The sequence below is a fragment of the Serratia sp. LACPHL-BACT-2024-00286 genome, assembly GCF_043109535.1.
Lineage (GTDB): Bacteria > Pseudomonadota > Gammaproteobacteria > Enterobacterales > Enterobacteriaceae > Serratia > Serratia sarumanii.
Genome location: NZ_JBICNA010000011.1, coordinates 97,748 through 110,118, shown reverse-complemented (window position 1 = coordinate 110,118; position 12,371 = coordinate 97,748). Strand labels below are relative to the sequence as shown.

Below are 12,371 nucleotides of genomic sequence, written 5' to 3'. Positions count from 1 at the left end.
GGCGTGCCGCCCACGCTGATTGAGGACGATCAGGGGCTGACCCTCACCCACGGCGACCAGCGCTGGCGCTTCGAGCGCAGCAGCGGCCACCTGACGCAGTGGTGGCAGAATGAGCAGCCGCAGCTGCTGACGCCGCTGCGCGACAGTTTTGCGCGCGCGCCGATCGATAACGACATCGGCGTCAGCGAGGCGGACCGTATCGATCCCAACGCCTGGGTCGAACGCTGGAAGCTGGCGGGCCTGTATCGGCTGGAGGAACGCTGCACGCGGCTGCAGGCCGATGCGCTGCAAAACGGCGTGCAGGTGGTGAGCGAACACCAGTTCGGCGTGGACGGGCAGATTTTGCTGATTAGCCGCAAGCAGTGGCTATTCGACGCGCTGGGCGCGGTGAGCGTGAACGTGGAAGTCGAGGTGGCCGATACTCTGCCGCCGCCGGCGCGCATCGGCCTGCACTGCCAACTGGCAACGGTGCAACCGCAGGTGGAATGGCTGGGGCTGGGCCTGGGCCCGCACGAGAACTACCCGGATCGCCGCCTGGCCGCGCAGCACGGGCGCTGGCGCCTGCCGCTGGCGGATCTGCACACGCCGTATATTTTCCCCGGCGAGAATGGCCTGCGCTGCGACACCCGCAGCCTGCGCTACGGCGGCTGGCACATCGACGGCCGCTTCCACTTCTCGCTCAGCCGCTACGGCCTGCCACAGCTGATGGCCTGCAGCCACCAGCATCTGCTGCAGCCGGAAGCAGGCACCTGGCTGCATCTCGACGGCTTCCACATGGGGGTGGGCGGCGACGACTCCTGGAGCCCGAGCGTGCACCGGGATTACCTGCTCACCGCCGGCGTTTACCGTTATCAGCTGCGCCTGCAGCGGACGCCCGAGAGCTAAATCTGCCAAAAAACTCAACGGGTTGCGCATTCTGTAAGCAAACAGTCACAGAATGTGTAATCCGCCTTTGACATGCCGACGGCGCCTCGCTATTATTCGCCCCGTTCCAACGATTCCTCTGTAGTTCAGTCGGTAGAACGGCGGACTGTTAATCCGTATGTCACTGGTTCGAGTCCAGTCAGAGGAGCCATATTTAGAGAAGCCCGCTCAGGGAAACCCGAGCGGGCTTTTTGCTGTTGGGCGGTCATAATCGGTGATCCCCTGCACACTCCCTACCCGAAACCGGTCAGCCATCCGTTGAACGGGTAAGTTTCTCCCATTGTTCAATTTCCTTGCCTAACGCCTCGAGCTTTTGCCGCACCAAACTTAATGCGTCACTGCCTAACAACAGATGCGTGGGTGGATTCCGGCTCTCGATCAATGCCAGCATGGCGTGAGCCGCCTTAACCGGATCGCCCAGTTGCTTGCCGCTTTTTTCCTGACGCGCCTGACGAACAGGTTCAAATAACGCGTCATAGTCCGGGAGACGGCGAGGGCTGCGTACCATTGAGCGCCCGGCCCAGTCCGTCCGAAACGAGCCGGGCGCTACTGCGGTCACGTGTATGTTGAACGGGACAAGCTCTTTGCTTAACGTTTCTGATATCCCTTCCAGCGCAAATTTGCTGCCGCAGTAATAGCTGATACCAGGTAAGGTAATGAAGCTGCCCATTGAGGTGATATTAATAATGTGGCCGCGACGGCGCTGGCGCATGCCCGGCAGCACGGCTTTGATCATCGCCACCGCGCCAAACACATTGACGTCAAACTGGCGGCGCAGCTCTGCAAGCGGGGATTCTTCCAGTATGCCTTCATGGCCGTAACCGGCATTGTTCACCAGCACATCTATCGGGCCGACGGCGGACTCTATCTCTCCAACCACCTCATCAATACGTTCAACGTCCGTGACATCAAGCAGATAGCCAAAAGCCCGCTGCGTATCGAGCGCGCCGAATGCCTGCAGTGCTTCGCTGTTGCGCATCGTCCCTACAACCCGATGCCCTACGGCGAGGGCTTCCCGCGCCAGCGCCTGGCCAAAGCCACTGCTGACGCCGGTGATTAAAATCGTTTTTGCAGATGCCATAAAAAGAACTCCCATGAACCATGAAGGTTGCATGGTATTCTCTGTACTGCCGCATTTTTAGGCCGTATCTTCTCTTTTTCTTGCCTGATTTTATGAGGTGGTGGGATGTACGACATGATTGCCCTGATGAATAGACTTGCGGTGCAAGAGGGATACAACCTCACTGCCCTACCTGATGTGCGAATTTTGCGATCCGATCGCCCGCTTGCCAGAACGCCGGTGCTTTACGATCCGGGGATCGTGATTGTCTGTCAGGGCAGCAAACGCGGCTATTTCGGCCAGCAGACCTATTTATATGATGAGCAGCACTACCTGGCGGTTTCGGTGCCGGTGCCGTTTGTGATGGAAACCGATGCGTCGGCAGCACATCCGCTGCTGGCGATTTATATGCATCTGGATTTTCAGCTTGCCGCTGAACTGATGTTGCAGATTGAACAGCATGGCGCCCCGCACCCTCCCGTCGCGCCGCAAAGCATGATGTCGAGCCCCATGGACGACAGGGTAAAAATGGCCGTTCTTCGCTTACTTGAAGTCCTGGCTGACCCGCTAGAAGCGGCGATCCTCGGCCCGACGCGGCTGCGTGAGCTTTATTTCCGCGTGCTGACAGGCGCACAGGGCAACGCCATGCGTGCCGCGCTGGCCTTGCAGGGCCAGTTTGGCAAAATCGGTAAAGCGCTGCAGCACATCCATGCCGCTTACGCGGAGCCGCTAACGCTGACGCAGCTGGCGATGAAGGCCGGCATGAGCGTGCCGACCTTTCATAGCCATTTCAAAGCGATAACGAAGATGCCGCCGATGCAGTATGTGAAATCGGTACGCCTGCACCAGGCACGGATGCTGATGGTGCGCCAACAAATCACCGCCGCCGCCGCGAGTTACGCCGTTGGCTATGAAAGCCCATCGCAATTTAATCGCGAATTCAAACGTCTGTTTGGCCTGCCACCGGCAGAGGAGATAAAACGCATGCAGCGTCACTTCGCCATTCCGCCCGCGCAGCCTGCCTCGGTATTTGTTTCGTCGCACTAAGGCTTGTTCGGTATGGCAAACGCTACCTTGAGGTAGGTAGCGTCCGTTTATGCCACAAAACCAACCGTCGGATCACCTACTCAACAATCTCCGCAAACACCAAAAAGCCCGCCCCGTCCCCAAGCAGGCCTTTAACCCTCTGCAATGTTTCAACCTCTATCCCGCTCCGCTACCCGAGCCATCAACGCCCCCAACAGCGCCAAATCGACCAGCAGCGCCAGCGCGAAACAGCTTCCTCTCACGCCCGGCGCGGCGTAGGTTTGAATCAGCAACGCGGCAACCACCACGGCCACGATGCTCACCACCGTCGCCAGCCTGCACGCCACAGCGAACGCCGTTTTCTCCCCCACCGCCGTGCGGTAAGCCACGCCCTGCCCCAGGCCGCCGAGGGCGATGCCCGCCAGCAGGGCCGGCCAATCATGGCCGCCGAACAGCATCAGCAGCGTCAATAGCCACCCCGCCGCCGCCAGCAAAAAACCGTAGCGGAGCATAGCCAGCGCAGGCCGCTTCCGCAGCGGCTGCCAGCGGGCCAGCGCGGCGCCGCCGAGAAACGCCAGCGCCAATGCCGTTAGCAGCATCAGCGCTGCGCCGATGCCCAGCAGGCTTTCGGTCTTCAGCAGCAAAGCGCCTGCCGCGACCGGCACGCTGAGCGCCAGACCGCTCGCCGCCGTTCCCGTGTGTTCCATGGCGCCCAGGGCGCCGTTGTTGACATATATGCTCATCGTTAACTCCCGACATGGTGGAAATGATGAAATAAATTCATTTCCCTGTTCACATGTCAGTAGCCTATCTCTTGTATAATCGGTCAGACAAACTCATAGTTTTCAGCCTTAGATGAGAATAACTCAGCCATGAGAAAACCCCGTTTGCCGCCGCTGGGCGCGCTGCGCGCCTTCCACGCCGTGGCCGGCTGCCGCAGCTTCAAACTGGCCGCCGAGGAGCTGGGCGTCAGCGCGACGGCTGTCAGCCACCAGATTAAGCTGCTGGAGTCGGTGCTGGCATGCCGGGTGTGCGAGCGCAGCGCGCAGGGCGTCAGCCTGACCGAGATCGGCGAGATCCTGTATGCCGGCACCCAGCGCGCCTTTGCCGCGCTGGAGCAGTCCATCGCCCAAATCACCCGCGCCCAACAGCCGCCGGCGCTGACCGTCACCACCACCTCCAATTTTCTCACCCACTGGCTGGTGCCGCGGCTGGCGGATTTCAAGGCGGAGTTTCCCGCCATCGATCTGCGCCTGCACACCAGCGTCGAGCGCGTCGATCTCAACCAGCGCACCGTGGACGTCGCCATTCGCTACCGAGAAACGCCGGAAAGCGACCTGCACTGCACCCTGCTGCATGAGGACCGCTTTATCGTGGTGGCCAGCCCGGCGCTGGCGCTGGAGCGCAGCGAGGATTTGCGGCGGGTAACGCTGTTCCACGTGGAACATCGGCAGGTGCCTGCCGACGCGCCGACCTGGGAAAACTGGCGGCGGCGCTACGGGCCGGAAGGGTTGAACGTGGAAGCCGGGTTGACCTTCAGCGACGAGACGCACGCGCTGCAGGCGGCGGTGGCGGGCCAGGGGGTGGTGATCGCCAGCCGGCTGCTGGCGCGCGATTTGTTGCAGCGCGGCGTGCTGGCCGCGCCGTTCGAGATTTCGTTACCCGGCGCCAACTATTACCTGGTGACCACCGAAGAGACCGCGCAGCGCCCCGATATCATTGCGCTGCGCGAGTGGTTGCTGCGGCAAATGGCGGTGGGCTAACGGCGCTCGGGGGCGATTTCCCCCAGGCGGATCGCCACGCTGATGGCCTGCGCGGTGGTGGCGGCACCAAGGCGTTGGCGAATGCGCCGCAGGTGGTTTTCCACCGTGCGCTCAGACAGGCCGAGCATCGCGGCGATATCCGCCTGCCGCCGGCCGATGGCGGTCCAGCTCAGCACCTCGCGCTCACGCGCCGACAGCCTGCTCTCCCCCTCGCCGGCCGCCGGTGCGAACAGCCGCCGCGCCGCCTGAAAGGCCGCCGTGCCCACCAGCACCAGCGCCAGCCGCACCGGCGGCGAGGCGTCGATGCGATCGCCCCCCAGGCTGACGGCGCCCTCCAAACCGGCCGGGCCGAACACCGGGATCTGCACGCCGTGCAGGCCGGCGCCACGCGGCGTGCGTACAATCCGGTAGCGCTCGCCCTGCTGCGCCCGGGTCTTGGTCCAGAAGAACGGCTCGCTGACCCGCAGCATATGCCGGGTCACCGGGCAGTGCCGCACATAGGTCAACGCATCGACCGCCTCGCCGTCGCCGAACCAGTCGCCCTCGACCCAATAGATATGCTCGATCCCCGCCTCCGCCGCAGCGGAAGCGGAAAACAGCACAAAGCGATCGAAGCCGAACGGCGCGGCAAAGGCACGAACCCGCCCCTGAATGGCGGACAGGGTTCGCTCGTGGTCCATCGCCAGCGCCGTCTGGAAAGCGCGCTGCGCGATCTCGTCGCTCATCGCGCGGCGACGTCGGCCAGCAGCGTCTCTGCCGCCAGCTTGCCGAGGTTGTTGGAAGCCAGCGGGCTGTCGCCGGTCAGCAGGCGCCGATCTTTATGCACCTTGCCGGTGATGTCGGCGTTAACGATCTTCACGCCCCGCTCGCGCAAGCGCTCGCCCACCAGCCAGGGCATCGGGCCGGGGATGTAGCCGATGTCGATGTTGGCGCCGGTATCGAGCGAGTCCGGGAACACGCACATTTCATAGCCACGATAGAGGAAATCCTCTTTGCTCTCGCCGATGCCCGCCGCCAGCAAACCGGCCGGCCCGTGGCACAGCGAAATCACGTAGCGATCGTTGTCGTGCGCCCAGTGCAGGGTCTTTTTCACCTCTTCGCTGAACGGGATACCGTTGAGCACGCCGTGGCCGCCGGGGATGAAAACGCCGAGGTAGTTGCCGCCATCCAGATCCTTCACCACCTCCGTCAGCTTTTTCGGCTGCTTGAGCTGGCTGCGGTACTTCTCGTAGGTGGCCTTGACCGCGTCGTCTTCCTGCGGGAACGCCCACATCTCCAGCTTCACCGGATCGCCGGACGGCGTGGCGATGTCGATCTCGAAACCGGCCAGATCCAGGTGATGCATCGGCAACAGCATCTCGACCGGGTGATTGCCGGTGGAGAAGAACTTGCCGTTATGCATCAGCAGGTAGCGCTCCTGCGAGGCGATCATCAGCACCTTCCACTTGCCGCCGCGATAGGCGTTCGGGTAGCTGGCGCCCGCGAAGTCGGTTTTGGACGAGGTGTACTGGCTGAGGGAGTAAGGTGATGGGAAGAACGCGTTGTCTTCCGCCACATCCGGGGTGGGATTACGATCGTTGGACACTGAATCAGTCATGATTATCTCCATATTCACCGTTACGTTGCCCTTTCAGCTTAAATAACCGCCGGCGGGGCCGCAATGAGGGATATCCCTCAAGCAATCCTTGCAGCCGAAACTCAGGCGAGATTGCGTAGAGCGATAATAAAGGTTTCTTCGCTGGCGCCCTGGTGTTCATAGCAGCATTTTCTGACCGGCACCCGGAAATAGCGCTCCAGGATATCTTCCTGCAGCACTGCGCTTTTAACGCCAAACAGCGACTGCCGTTTTGCCATCAGTAAACACTTGTCGGAGATGCGTTCGGCGTAATTGAGGAAATGCGTATTCAGCACGATCGTCATCTGCCGCTCTTTGGCGAGGCGCCACAGCATTTCGATCATTTTGGCCTGATTGTAAAAATCCAGATTCGATTCCGGTTCGTCGAGGATCATGACGTCGGGATCTGCCACCAGCGCCTTGGCGAAATAACACATCTGCAGTTCACCGCCGCTGATCTGGTTGATATTTTTCTGCGCCAGCGGCGCGATCTCCAGCGCGTGCAACACCGCCTGCGCCCTGGTGAAATCTTGCCGCCGCGGCCCGGCGAACCATCCCGCCTGGCGGGCGCAGCCGAAAGTGACAAAATCGAGTACGCCATAGGAAAAATGTGGCACCTTCGCCTGCGGCACGTAGGCCAGGCGCGCCTCTCGATTATCGACGCGGCCGATCTCGCACCTGCCGGCGCTGGGCCGACACAGGCCCGCAATATTTCTCAGCAGCGTCGTTTTGCCGGCGCCGTTCGGGCCCAGCACGCTGAGGATCTCGCCGCGCTTAAGCTCGAAGCTGACGTTGTCGAAAATGGGCTCCCGCCCCTTGAAACCAAAGGCTAGCCGGCTAGCGGTGATCATATCGATTCCCCAGAATAAAAAGCACCGCGAAAAGCGGCGCGCCGATCAGCGCGGTCAGGATACCGATTGGAATTTCCGTATAGGTGGCGCCTCTCGCAATATTGTCGATAACCAGCAAAAACAACGCGCCGCCGAGCGCCGATGCTGGGATCAGACGGCCGTGGTTATATCCCAGCACGCTTCGCACCAAATGGGGGATCACCAAGCCAACCCACCCCACCACGCCGGCCAAGCTCACGGAAGCGGAAACCAGCAGAGAGGCGGCGATCAGCAATAGGATCTTCAGCCGGGGCGGATTCAGGCCGGCAATGCGCGCCTCGTCGTCCCCCAGCGAGAGAATGTTCATGTTCCACCTGAGCCGGTAGATAGTCAGGTAACACGCCGCAAACAGCGGGATCAGCCAATAGACCTGCGCTTTCGCCACCGAAGCGAAGCTGCCCATCAGCCAGAAGACGATGGCGGGCAAGGTATCCTGCGGATCGGCGACATATTTGATGGCCGAGACAAACGCGATAAACACCGACGCGATAATCATGCCGGACAGGATCGTCGTCAGCGCATCCTGCCGGCGTTTCAGGCGGCAAATGCCAAGCACCAGCAACAAACTCACCACGCCGAAAAGAAACGACAGCAGGGAACTCAGGGCAAAAGGCAAACTCAATAAAATGCCCAGCGCGGCGCCAAAGGCGGAGGCGGAAGACGTGCCCAGCACGTCCGGGCTGGCTAACGCGTTTTTCAGCACCGCCTGAAAGGTCGCGCCGGCGACCGCCAACCCGCCGCCCACCAGCATCACCGCCACCACCCGCGGCGCACGCAGGTTAAAAATCACCGAATAGTGGGCCTGGTTTTCCCCCGGCATGTTCCCCTGCCATAAAATCTGCAGCACGTCATGGGCCGACAAGGCGTAACGGCCGGCAAACAGTGATGCGACGGCAACCACACACAAGGCTAAAAACAGCCCTACCATGATCGCCATATATTTTCCTCTGCCCGGCATCCCCAAGCTCCTCCAACCCACTAACGCAATTCAACCGTGGTGCTAGCGCTGTGCCAGCACCTCATCCAACAAACGGTCCGGGATCGCATAGGAGAACATCGTCTGATAATAGCGGCGCGTCTCCTCCCGCAGCGTCTTGTCGCTAATGTCTTCAGGGGCATAGCGGTTGATCATAAACAGCGGCAGCAGTGACGTTTCCGCCGACAGGCCCCCCCAGTTATGAATGCCCACCGGCGTCGAGAAAACCTTGCCGTTTTTTACCGCCCTGAGCGTCTCCCAGGCCTGGCCGGGGATCCCCCCGTGCAGCAGCGCTTTGGCGCTGCCGAAAACCACGAAAATCACATCCGGGTCCCAGGCCATGATCTGCTCCATCGAAACGTTGATGTACCTGCCGGCATCCCCTTTCACCGGCAAATCCCCTGCGACGTTGTCCATGCCGGCCATTTTCAGGTAGGTGTCGCCGTAGGTATGCGGGCCGCTCACCTTCAGCTGCCTGCCGTCGCTTTCTTCGAGATACAACGCCCTGACGTGCTGCGCGCGGATGGCTGCGGCATAGGGGCGGATCTGCTTCAGGGTCTTTTCCCAGGCGTCTTTGAATTTGTGCGTGCGCGGCAGGCCGAGCGTGTCGGCGAAGGTATTTTCCCAATACATCTGGGTGACCATCGGTTGGTACTTTGTCTTCCCGCCGGCATCCAGATCGACGGTCATCACGCCCGCCCTTTCCAGCCGATCGTCCTGGCTTTTGCCGTAGTAATAAATAATGTCGGGCCGTAGATTCATTAACGACTCCATGTTGACCCGGTAGTCCTTATTGATGAAGGCGGAGGTGATCCTGCCGATGTCAGGCTTCATGTCCTTCAACACATGCATATCGGCATGCATGAACGCCCAGGGCCCCACGCCGACGACGTGCCGGTAGGCCGCCTCGTTCGCCAGGATCACGCCGAAGGGGCAGTTGCCGGTGATGACGATCCGCTGATAGTGGCCAGGCAACTTTTGCACCGCTGCGCTCTGCGGCCGTTCGGCCGCCGCCGGCTGACTGCCGCTGGCGCAAGGCGCCGTCGGCAAGGCGAATATTGCCAGCAGCGCGGTGGCGATAAATTTCACTGTGACGCACATGGTGCCTCCTGTGCGCACGCTCGGCGGCGTGCGGCGATGGGCTGCGTTAGGCCGACGCGGCGATGCCGGCGGCCATGATGGTTATCCCGGCCACAAAGACGATTGCCGTGGTGGCGACCGCGCCGCCGCCGACCAACGCGGCGGTTTTTCCTGTGGAAAGGTCTTTTCGTTGCAGGAAAGAGAGCTGCGACAGGGGAATGATTTTTCCGCTGTCGGCGACCAGGTCTTTCGGTTCAACCTTCGCCACCGTCAACTCGCCGCCGCTGCCGTCCTTCAGACCATATTTCAGCTGGTCGCCGACATAGACCGGCGGCTGCAGCAGGTAATATTGGCTATTGAGCCCCGTCTCTTTTTGTTGCAACGCCACGTCGTGGTAGGTCGTGCAGCCGGCAAGGGAAAACGCCGCCATCCCGATAACCAACGGCACTAATGGGATAAATCGCATGGGAAACCTCGTGCTTCTATTTGCTGGTTTTTAACGTAACGGCGGACTTGAAGCGCATATAGCTCACGACCAGAGAAAGGAACGAGAATGCCGCCCCCGCCATTAAACTGATGTTCGTCGCTTGCGCGCCCCGCATGTTGAAGAAAATCGCCACCAACGCCGAACCGACGATTTGCCCAATCAGCCGGGAACTGCCCAACAGGCCGCTGGCGATGCTGCTGTTTTCATGGGAGACCGACGTCATGATCAACAGGTTGTTCGGTGATTGAAACAGGCCGAAACCGATGCCGCACAGCGCCACGCGCCATACGATCGCCCCATTCGACGGATCGCTCGGCAGATTGGCCATCAGCAGCATGCCTGCCAGCAGACAGGCGAGGCCCGAGAGGGCAACAAGATTGGGATCGTACTTCTTGGCCAAATCGCCGGAAATTAGCGAAGACGCCATGGTGGCCAGCGGCCAGGCGGTCAGCAACAGACCGATTTCCACCACGTTTCTTTGCAGGACGTTGTGAAAATAAAAAGGCAGCGAAACATAGGCCAAAAGCTGGGTGCTGTAGGACAGCATCGACATCAGCAAAGACAATGACAGCGTCGGGTTATGCAGCATCGCGATCGGGATCAGCGCGGCGTCGGCCTTTCTTTTTTGATTGATGTACAGCAACCCGGCCAGCCCGGCGAATACCGCAAAGCTCAGCGCCGCCGCCGGCAGATGGTGAGTGGTCATGCTCATGGTGCTGAGCGAGAAAGCGATAAACAGCACAAACACCAACAGGGCGCCCCCGCTGTCGAACCCAACGCTGCGCCGCTCGCGGGAACCCAGGAATATCACGCTCAGCAGCAGCGACAGGCAAGCGATGGGAACATTAATGGTAAACAGCCAGTTCCAGCTCGTTTGAGAAAGTATCGCCGAGGCGATGGATGGCCCGGCGGCGGCGGAAACCGACACCACCATCACGTTTATGCCCAGACCGCGCCCAAGCAGCCTTTCCGGGTATATCTCCTTGATCAGCGCCGCATTGACGCTGAGCACCGCCGCCGCGCCGAAGCCCTGTATCACCCTGAATGCCGTCAGCATCTCCAGCGTCGTGGACAGCGCGCAGCCCAGGGATGAAAAAGCGAACAGCACCACCCCGGCCATAAAGATTTTTTTATTGCCCACCGCGCGGCCCAGCGCCGCGAAGGGCATCAAAGAGGCGACGACGGCAAACTGGTAGGCATTAATAATCATGATGGAGGCCGATTCGGAAACGCCGAAATCTTTGGCGATCACCGGCAGCGCCACGTTGGCGATGGTACTGTCGAGCATGGCGATTACCGTGCTTAACGAGACGGCGAGAACGGCGAATATATTTAATGTCTCTTTTTCCTGGTGTTTAAAAGTCATGTTAACGCTCCAAAAACGTGAGTGACTTCATGCCGGCGGCAAAGACCCCGTTTTTTATCCGTTTTAGTAATTACGTTATAACATATCAATTAAAGAGGAGAATAAATCTCATTTGAAATATTAGATTAAATAGTGTGTCAAAATAAGAATTAACAAATAAAAAACAAATAAATAGCAATACGAACACTCAATAAACAAAATAAATGCAGTATAAAAAACCAGTGAATTTAAGGAATGACATTAAAAGTAACAGCCGCTAACAGACAACCCCACTGGCGCGTGAAATTGTTATGTTATAACAAAAACACCCTTTCCTTTTATGCTGGTTAACCTTATGGCTAAGACGGACCTTTTGAACACCCGGTTATCTCGCCGCAGAATGATGTTGGCAGGGCTGGCGGCCCTGGCGCTGAACGGCGCCGCTTCCCCGCTGGCTCACGCCCACGGCCTGCCGCGCCCCAAACCTCAGGGGGCGCGAAAAAGATTCCTGGTCATGTTGGATCCCGGTCATGGCGGCATCGACTCCGGTGCCATTGGCCACACCGGTTCGCTGGAAAAACATGTCGTTCTGGCGATCGCCAAAAATGTGCGTGCACAGCTCGATCGACACGGCATCGATGCCCGCCTGACGCGCGACAGCGACGTTTTTATTCCCCTTTACGATCGGGTGGAGATCGCGCACCGGCACGGTGCGGATCTTTTCATGTCCATCCACGCCGACGGTTTTACCTGCCCCAGCGCCTGCGGCGCTTCGGTCTTTGCGCTTTCCAATAAAGGCGCCAGCAGCGCGATGGCGAAATACTTATCGAACAGTGAAAACGCGGCGGACGATCTCGCCGGCCCTAACGTCATCAAGAAAGACCGCTATTTGCAGAAGATACTGTTTGATTTGGAACAGACGGAAACGATCAAAGAAAGCCTGACGCTGGGCTCGCACCTGATTCAACATATTGCGCCCATTCATCATCTGCATGCCAAAAATACCGAACAGGCGGCCTTCGTGGTCTTAAAATCCCCGTATATTCCTTCCGTGTTGGTGGAAACCTCTTTCATCACCAACCCTGAGGAAGAAAGGCTGCTCGGCACCCCCGCATTCCGAAATAAAATTGCCACGGCGATCGCTCAGGGGATCGTCAGCTACTTTAAACGCGAAACGCACGCTTAAGCTTCGCCGAGGCGGCAAG

At 59.7% G+C, this 12,371-nt stretch carries 12 protein-coding genes, 1 tRNA gene and 1 pseudogene; 5 read left to right on the top strand and 9 right to left on the bottom strand.

Going from position 1 to position 12,371, the window contains the following annotated elements; all coding sequences use genetic code 11:
* Positions 1-885, top strand: a pseudogene (gene lacZ / locus ACF8MC_RS24000) (beta-galactosidase); the annotation flags it as partial.
* A gap of 114 nt (positions 886-999) precedes the next feature.
* Positions 1,000-1,075: transfer RNA gene (locus ACF8MC_RS23995), tRNA-Asn, on the top strand.
* Between the two features lie 96 nt (positions 1,076-1,171).
* Here the strand turns inward: ACF8MC_RS23995 and ACF8MC_RS23990 are convergent.
* Complete coding sequence (locus ACF8MC_RS23990) at positions 1,172-2,005, bottom strand: oxidoreductase (protein WP_164104914.1); 834 nt, start codon at positions 2,003-2,005, stop codon at positions 1,172-1,174.
* 105 nt (positions 2,006-2,110) lie between these two features.
* On the opposite strand from ACF8MC_RS23990, the gene ACF8MC_RS23985 reads away from it, so the two are divergent.
* Positions 2,111-3,031 carry an AraC family transcriptional regulator gene (locus ACF8MC_RS23985; RefSeq protein ID WP_041035858.1) on the top strand — a complete coding sequence of 307 codons (921 nt, stop codon included), beginning with the start codon at positions 2,111-2,113 and terminating at the stop codon, positions 3,029-3,031.
* A gap of 149 nt (positions 3,032-3,180) precedes the next feature.
* Here ACF8MC_RS23985 and ACF8MC_RS23980 read toward each other — a convergent pair whose 3' ends face one another.
* A complete protein-coding gene (locus ACF8MC_RS23980; RefSeq protein ID WP_041035859.1) occupies positions 3,181-3,753 on the bottom strand; it encodes a hypothetical protein in 573 nt (190 codons plus the stop codon).
* Positions 3,754-3,882: 129 nt separating this feature from the next.
* On the opposite strand from ACF8MC_RS23980, the gene ACF8MC_RS23975 reads away from it, so the two are divergent.
* Complete coding sequence (locus ACF8MC_RS23975; RefSeq protein WP_164104891.1) at positions 3,883-4,773, top strand: LysR substrate-binding domain-containing protein; 891 nt, start codon at positions 3,883-3,885, stop codon at positions 4,771-4,773.
* Here the strand turns inward: ACF8MC_RS23975 and ACF8MC_RS23970 are convergent.
* The 7 genes from ACF8MC_RS23970 to ACF8MC_RS23940 form a co-directional block, all read right to left on the bottom strand.
* Positions 4,770-5,498 (bottom strand): PA1136 family autoinducer-binding transcriptional regulator, encoded by a 729-nt coding sequence (locus ACF8MC_RS23970; protein WP_033647935.1) that lies wholly within the window; start codon positions 5,496-5,498, stop codon positions 4,770-4,772. The genes ACF8MC_RS23975 and ACF8MC_RS23970 overlap by 4 nt on opposite strands.
* Positions 5,495-6,370: a glyoxalase III HchA gene (gene hchA, locus ACF8MC_RS23965; RefSeq protein ID WP_164104892.1), complete on the bottom strand. Its 876-nt coding sequence runs from the start codon at positions 6,368-6,370 to the stop codon at positions 5,495-5,497. Before hchA ends, ACF8MC_RS23970 begins: the two co-directional genes overlap by 4 nt.
* Positions 6,371-6,471: 101 nt before the next feature.
* A complete protein-coding gene (locus ACF8MC_RS23960) occupies positions 6,472-7,239 on the bottom strand; it encodes an ABC transporter ATP-binding protein (RefSeq protein ID WP_101427126.1) in 768 nt (255 codons plus the stop codon).
* Positions 7,226-8,215, bottom strand: coding sequence for an iron ABC transporter permease (locus ACF8MC_RS23955; RefSeq protein WP_225369036.1), 990 nt, complete (start codon positions 8,213-8,215; stop codon positions 7,226-7,228). Before ACF8MC_RS23955 ends, ACF8MC_RS23960 begins: the two co-directional genes overlap by 14 nt.
* 63 nt (positions 8,216-8,278) lie before the next feature.
* Complete coding sequence (locus ACF8MC_RS23950; protein WP_202637324.1) at positions 8,279-9,355, bottom strand: ABC transporter substrate-binding protein; 1,077 nt, start codon at positions 9,353-9,355, stop codon at positions 8,279-8,281.
* Between the two features lie 46 nt (positions 9,356-9,401).
* Positions 9,402-9,800 carry a hypothetical protein gene (locus ACF8MC_RS23945; RefSeq protein WP_223182167.1) on the bottom strand — a complete coding sequence of 133 codons (399 nt, stop codon included), beginning with the start codon at positions 9,798-9,800 and terminating at the stop codon, positions 9,402-9,404.
* A gap of 16 nt (positions 9,801-9,816) precedes the next feature.
* Positions 9,817-11,187 carry an MFS transporter gene (locus tag ACF8MC_RS23940; protein ID WP_033654931.1) on the bottom strand — a complete coding sequence of 457 codons (1,371 nt, stop codon included), beginning with the start codon at positions 11,185-11,187 and terminating at the stop codon, positions 9,817-9,819.
* A gap of 334 nt (positions 11,188-11,521) precedes the next feature.
* On the opposite strand from ACF8MC_RS23940, the gene amiA reads away from it, so the two are divergent.
* Positions 11,522-12,352, top strand: a complete 831-nt coding sequence (gene amiA / locus ACF8MC_RS23935; RefSeq protein ID WP_060430595.1) for an N-acetylmuramoyl-L-alanine amidase AmiA — start codon at positions 11,522-11,524, stop codon at positions 12,350-12,352.
* Positions 12,353-12,371 lie beyond the last annotated feature (19 nt).

What these genes read in the sequence shown, in the direction of transcription:
- ACF8MC_RS23990 (WP_164104914.1), bottom strand. Translation starts at nt 2,005, where the DNA reads ATGGCATCTGCAAAAACGATTTTAATCACCGGCGTCAGCAGTGGCTTT.
- ACF8MC_RS23945 (WP_223182167.1), bottom strand. Translation starts at nt 9,800, where the DNA reads ATGCGATTTATCCCATTAGTGCCGTTGGTTATCGGGATGGCGGCGTTT.
- ACF8MC_RS23980 (WP_041035859.1), bottom strand. Translation starts at nt 3,753, where the DNA reads ATGAGCATATATGTCAACAACGGCGCCCTGGGCGCCATGGAACACACG.
- ACF8MC_RS23940 (WP_033654931.1), bottom strand. Translation starts at nt 11,187, where the DNA reads ATGACTTTTAAACACCAGGAAAAAGAGACATTAAATATATTCGCCGTT.
- ACF8MC_RS23975 (WP_164104891.1), top strand. Translation starts at nt 3,883, where the DNA reads ATGAGAAAACCCCGTTTGCCGCCGCTGGGCGCGCTGCGCGCCTTCCAC.
- hchA (WP_164104892.1), bottom strand. Translation starts at nt 6,370, where the DNA reads ATGACTGATTCAGTGTCCAACGATCGTAATCCCACCCCGGATGTGGCG.
- amiA (WP_060430595.1), top strand. Translation starts at nt 11,522, where the DNA reads ATGGCTAAGACGGACCTTTTGAACACCCGGTTATCTCGCCGCAGAATG.
- ACF8MC_RS23955 (WP_225369036.1), bottom strand. Translation starts at nt 8,215, where the DNA reads ATGGCGATCATGGTAGGGCTGTTTTTAGCCTTGTGTGTGGTTGCCGTC.
- ACF8MC_RS23985 (WP_041035858.1), top strand. Translation starts at nt 2,111, where the DNA reads ATGTACGACATGATTGCCCTGATGAATAGACTTGCGGTGCAAGAGGGA.
- ACF8MC_RS23970 (WP_033647935.1), bottom strand. Translation starts at nt 5,498, where the DNA reads ATGAGCGACGAGATCGCGCAGCGCGCTTTCCAGACGGCGCTGGCGATG.
- ACF8MC_RS23950 (WP_202637324.1), bottom strand. Translation starts at nt 9,355, where the DNA reads ATGTGCGTCACAGTGAAATTTATCGCCACCGCGCTGCTGGCAATATTC.
- ACF8MC_RS23960 (WP_101427126.1), bottom strand. Translation starts at nt 7,239, where the DNA reads ATGATCACCGCTAGCCGGCTAGCCTTTGGTTTCAAGGGGCGGGAGCCC.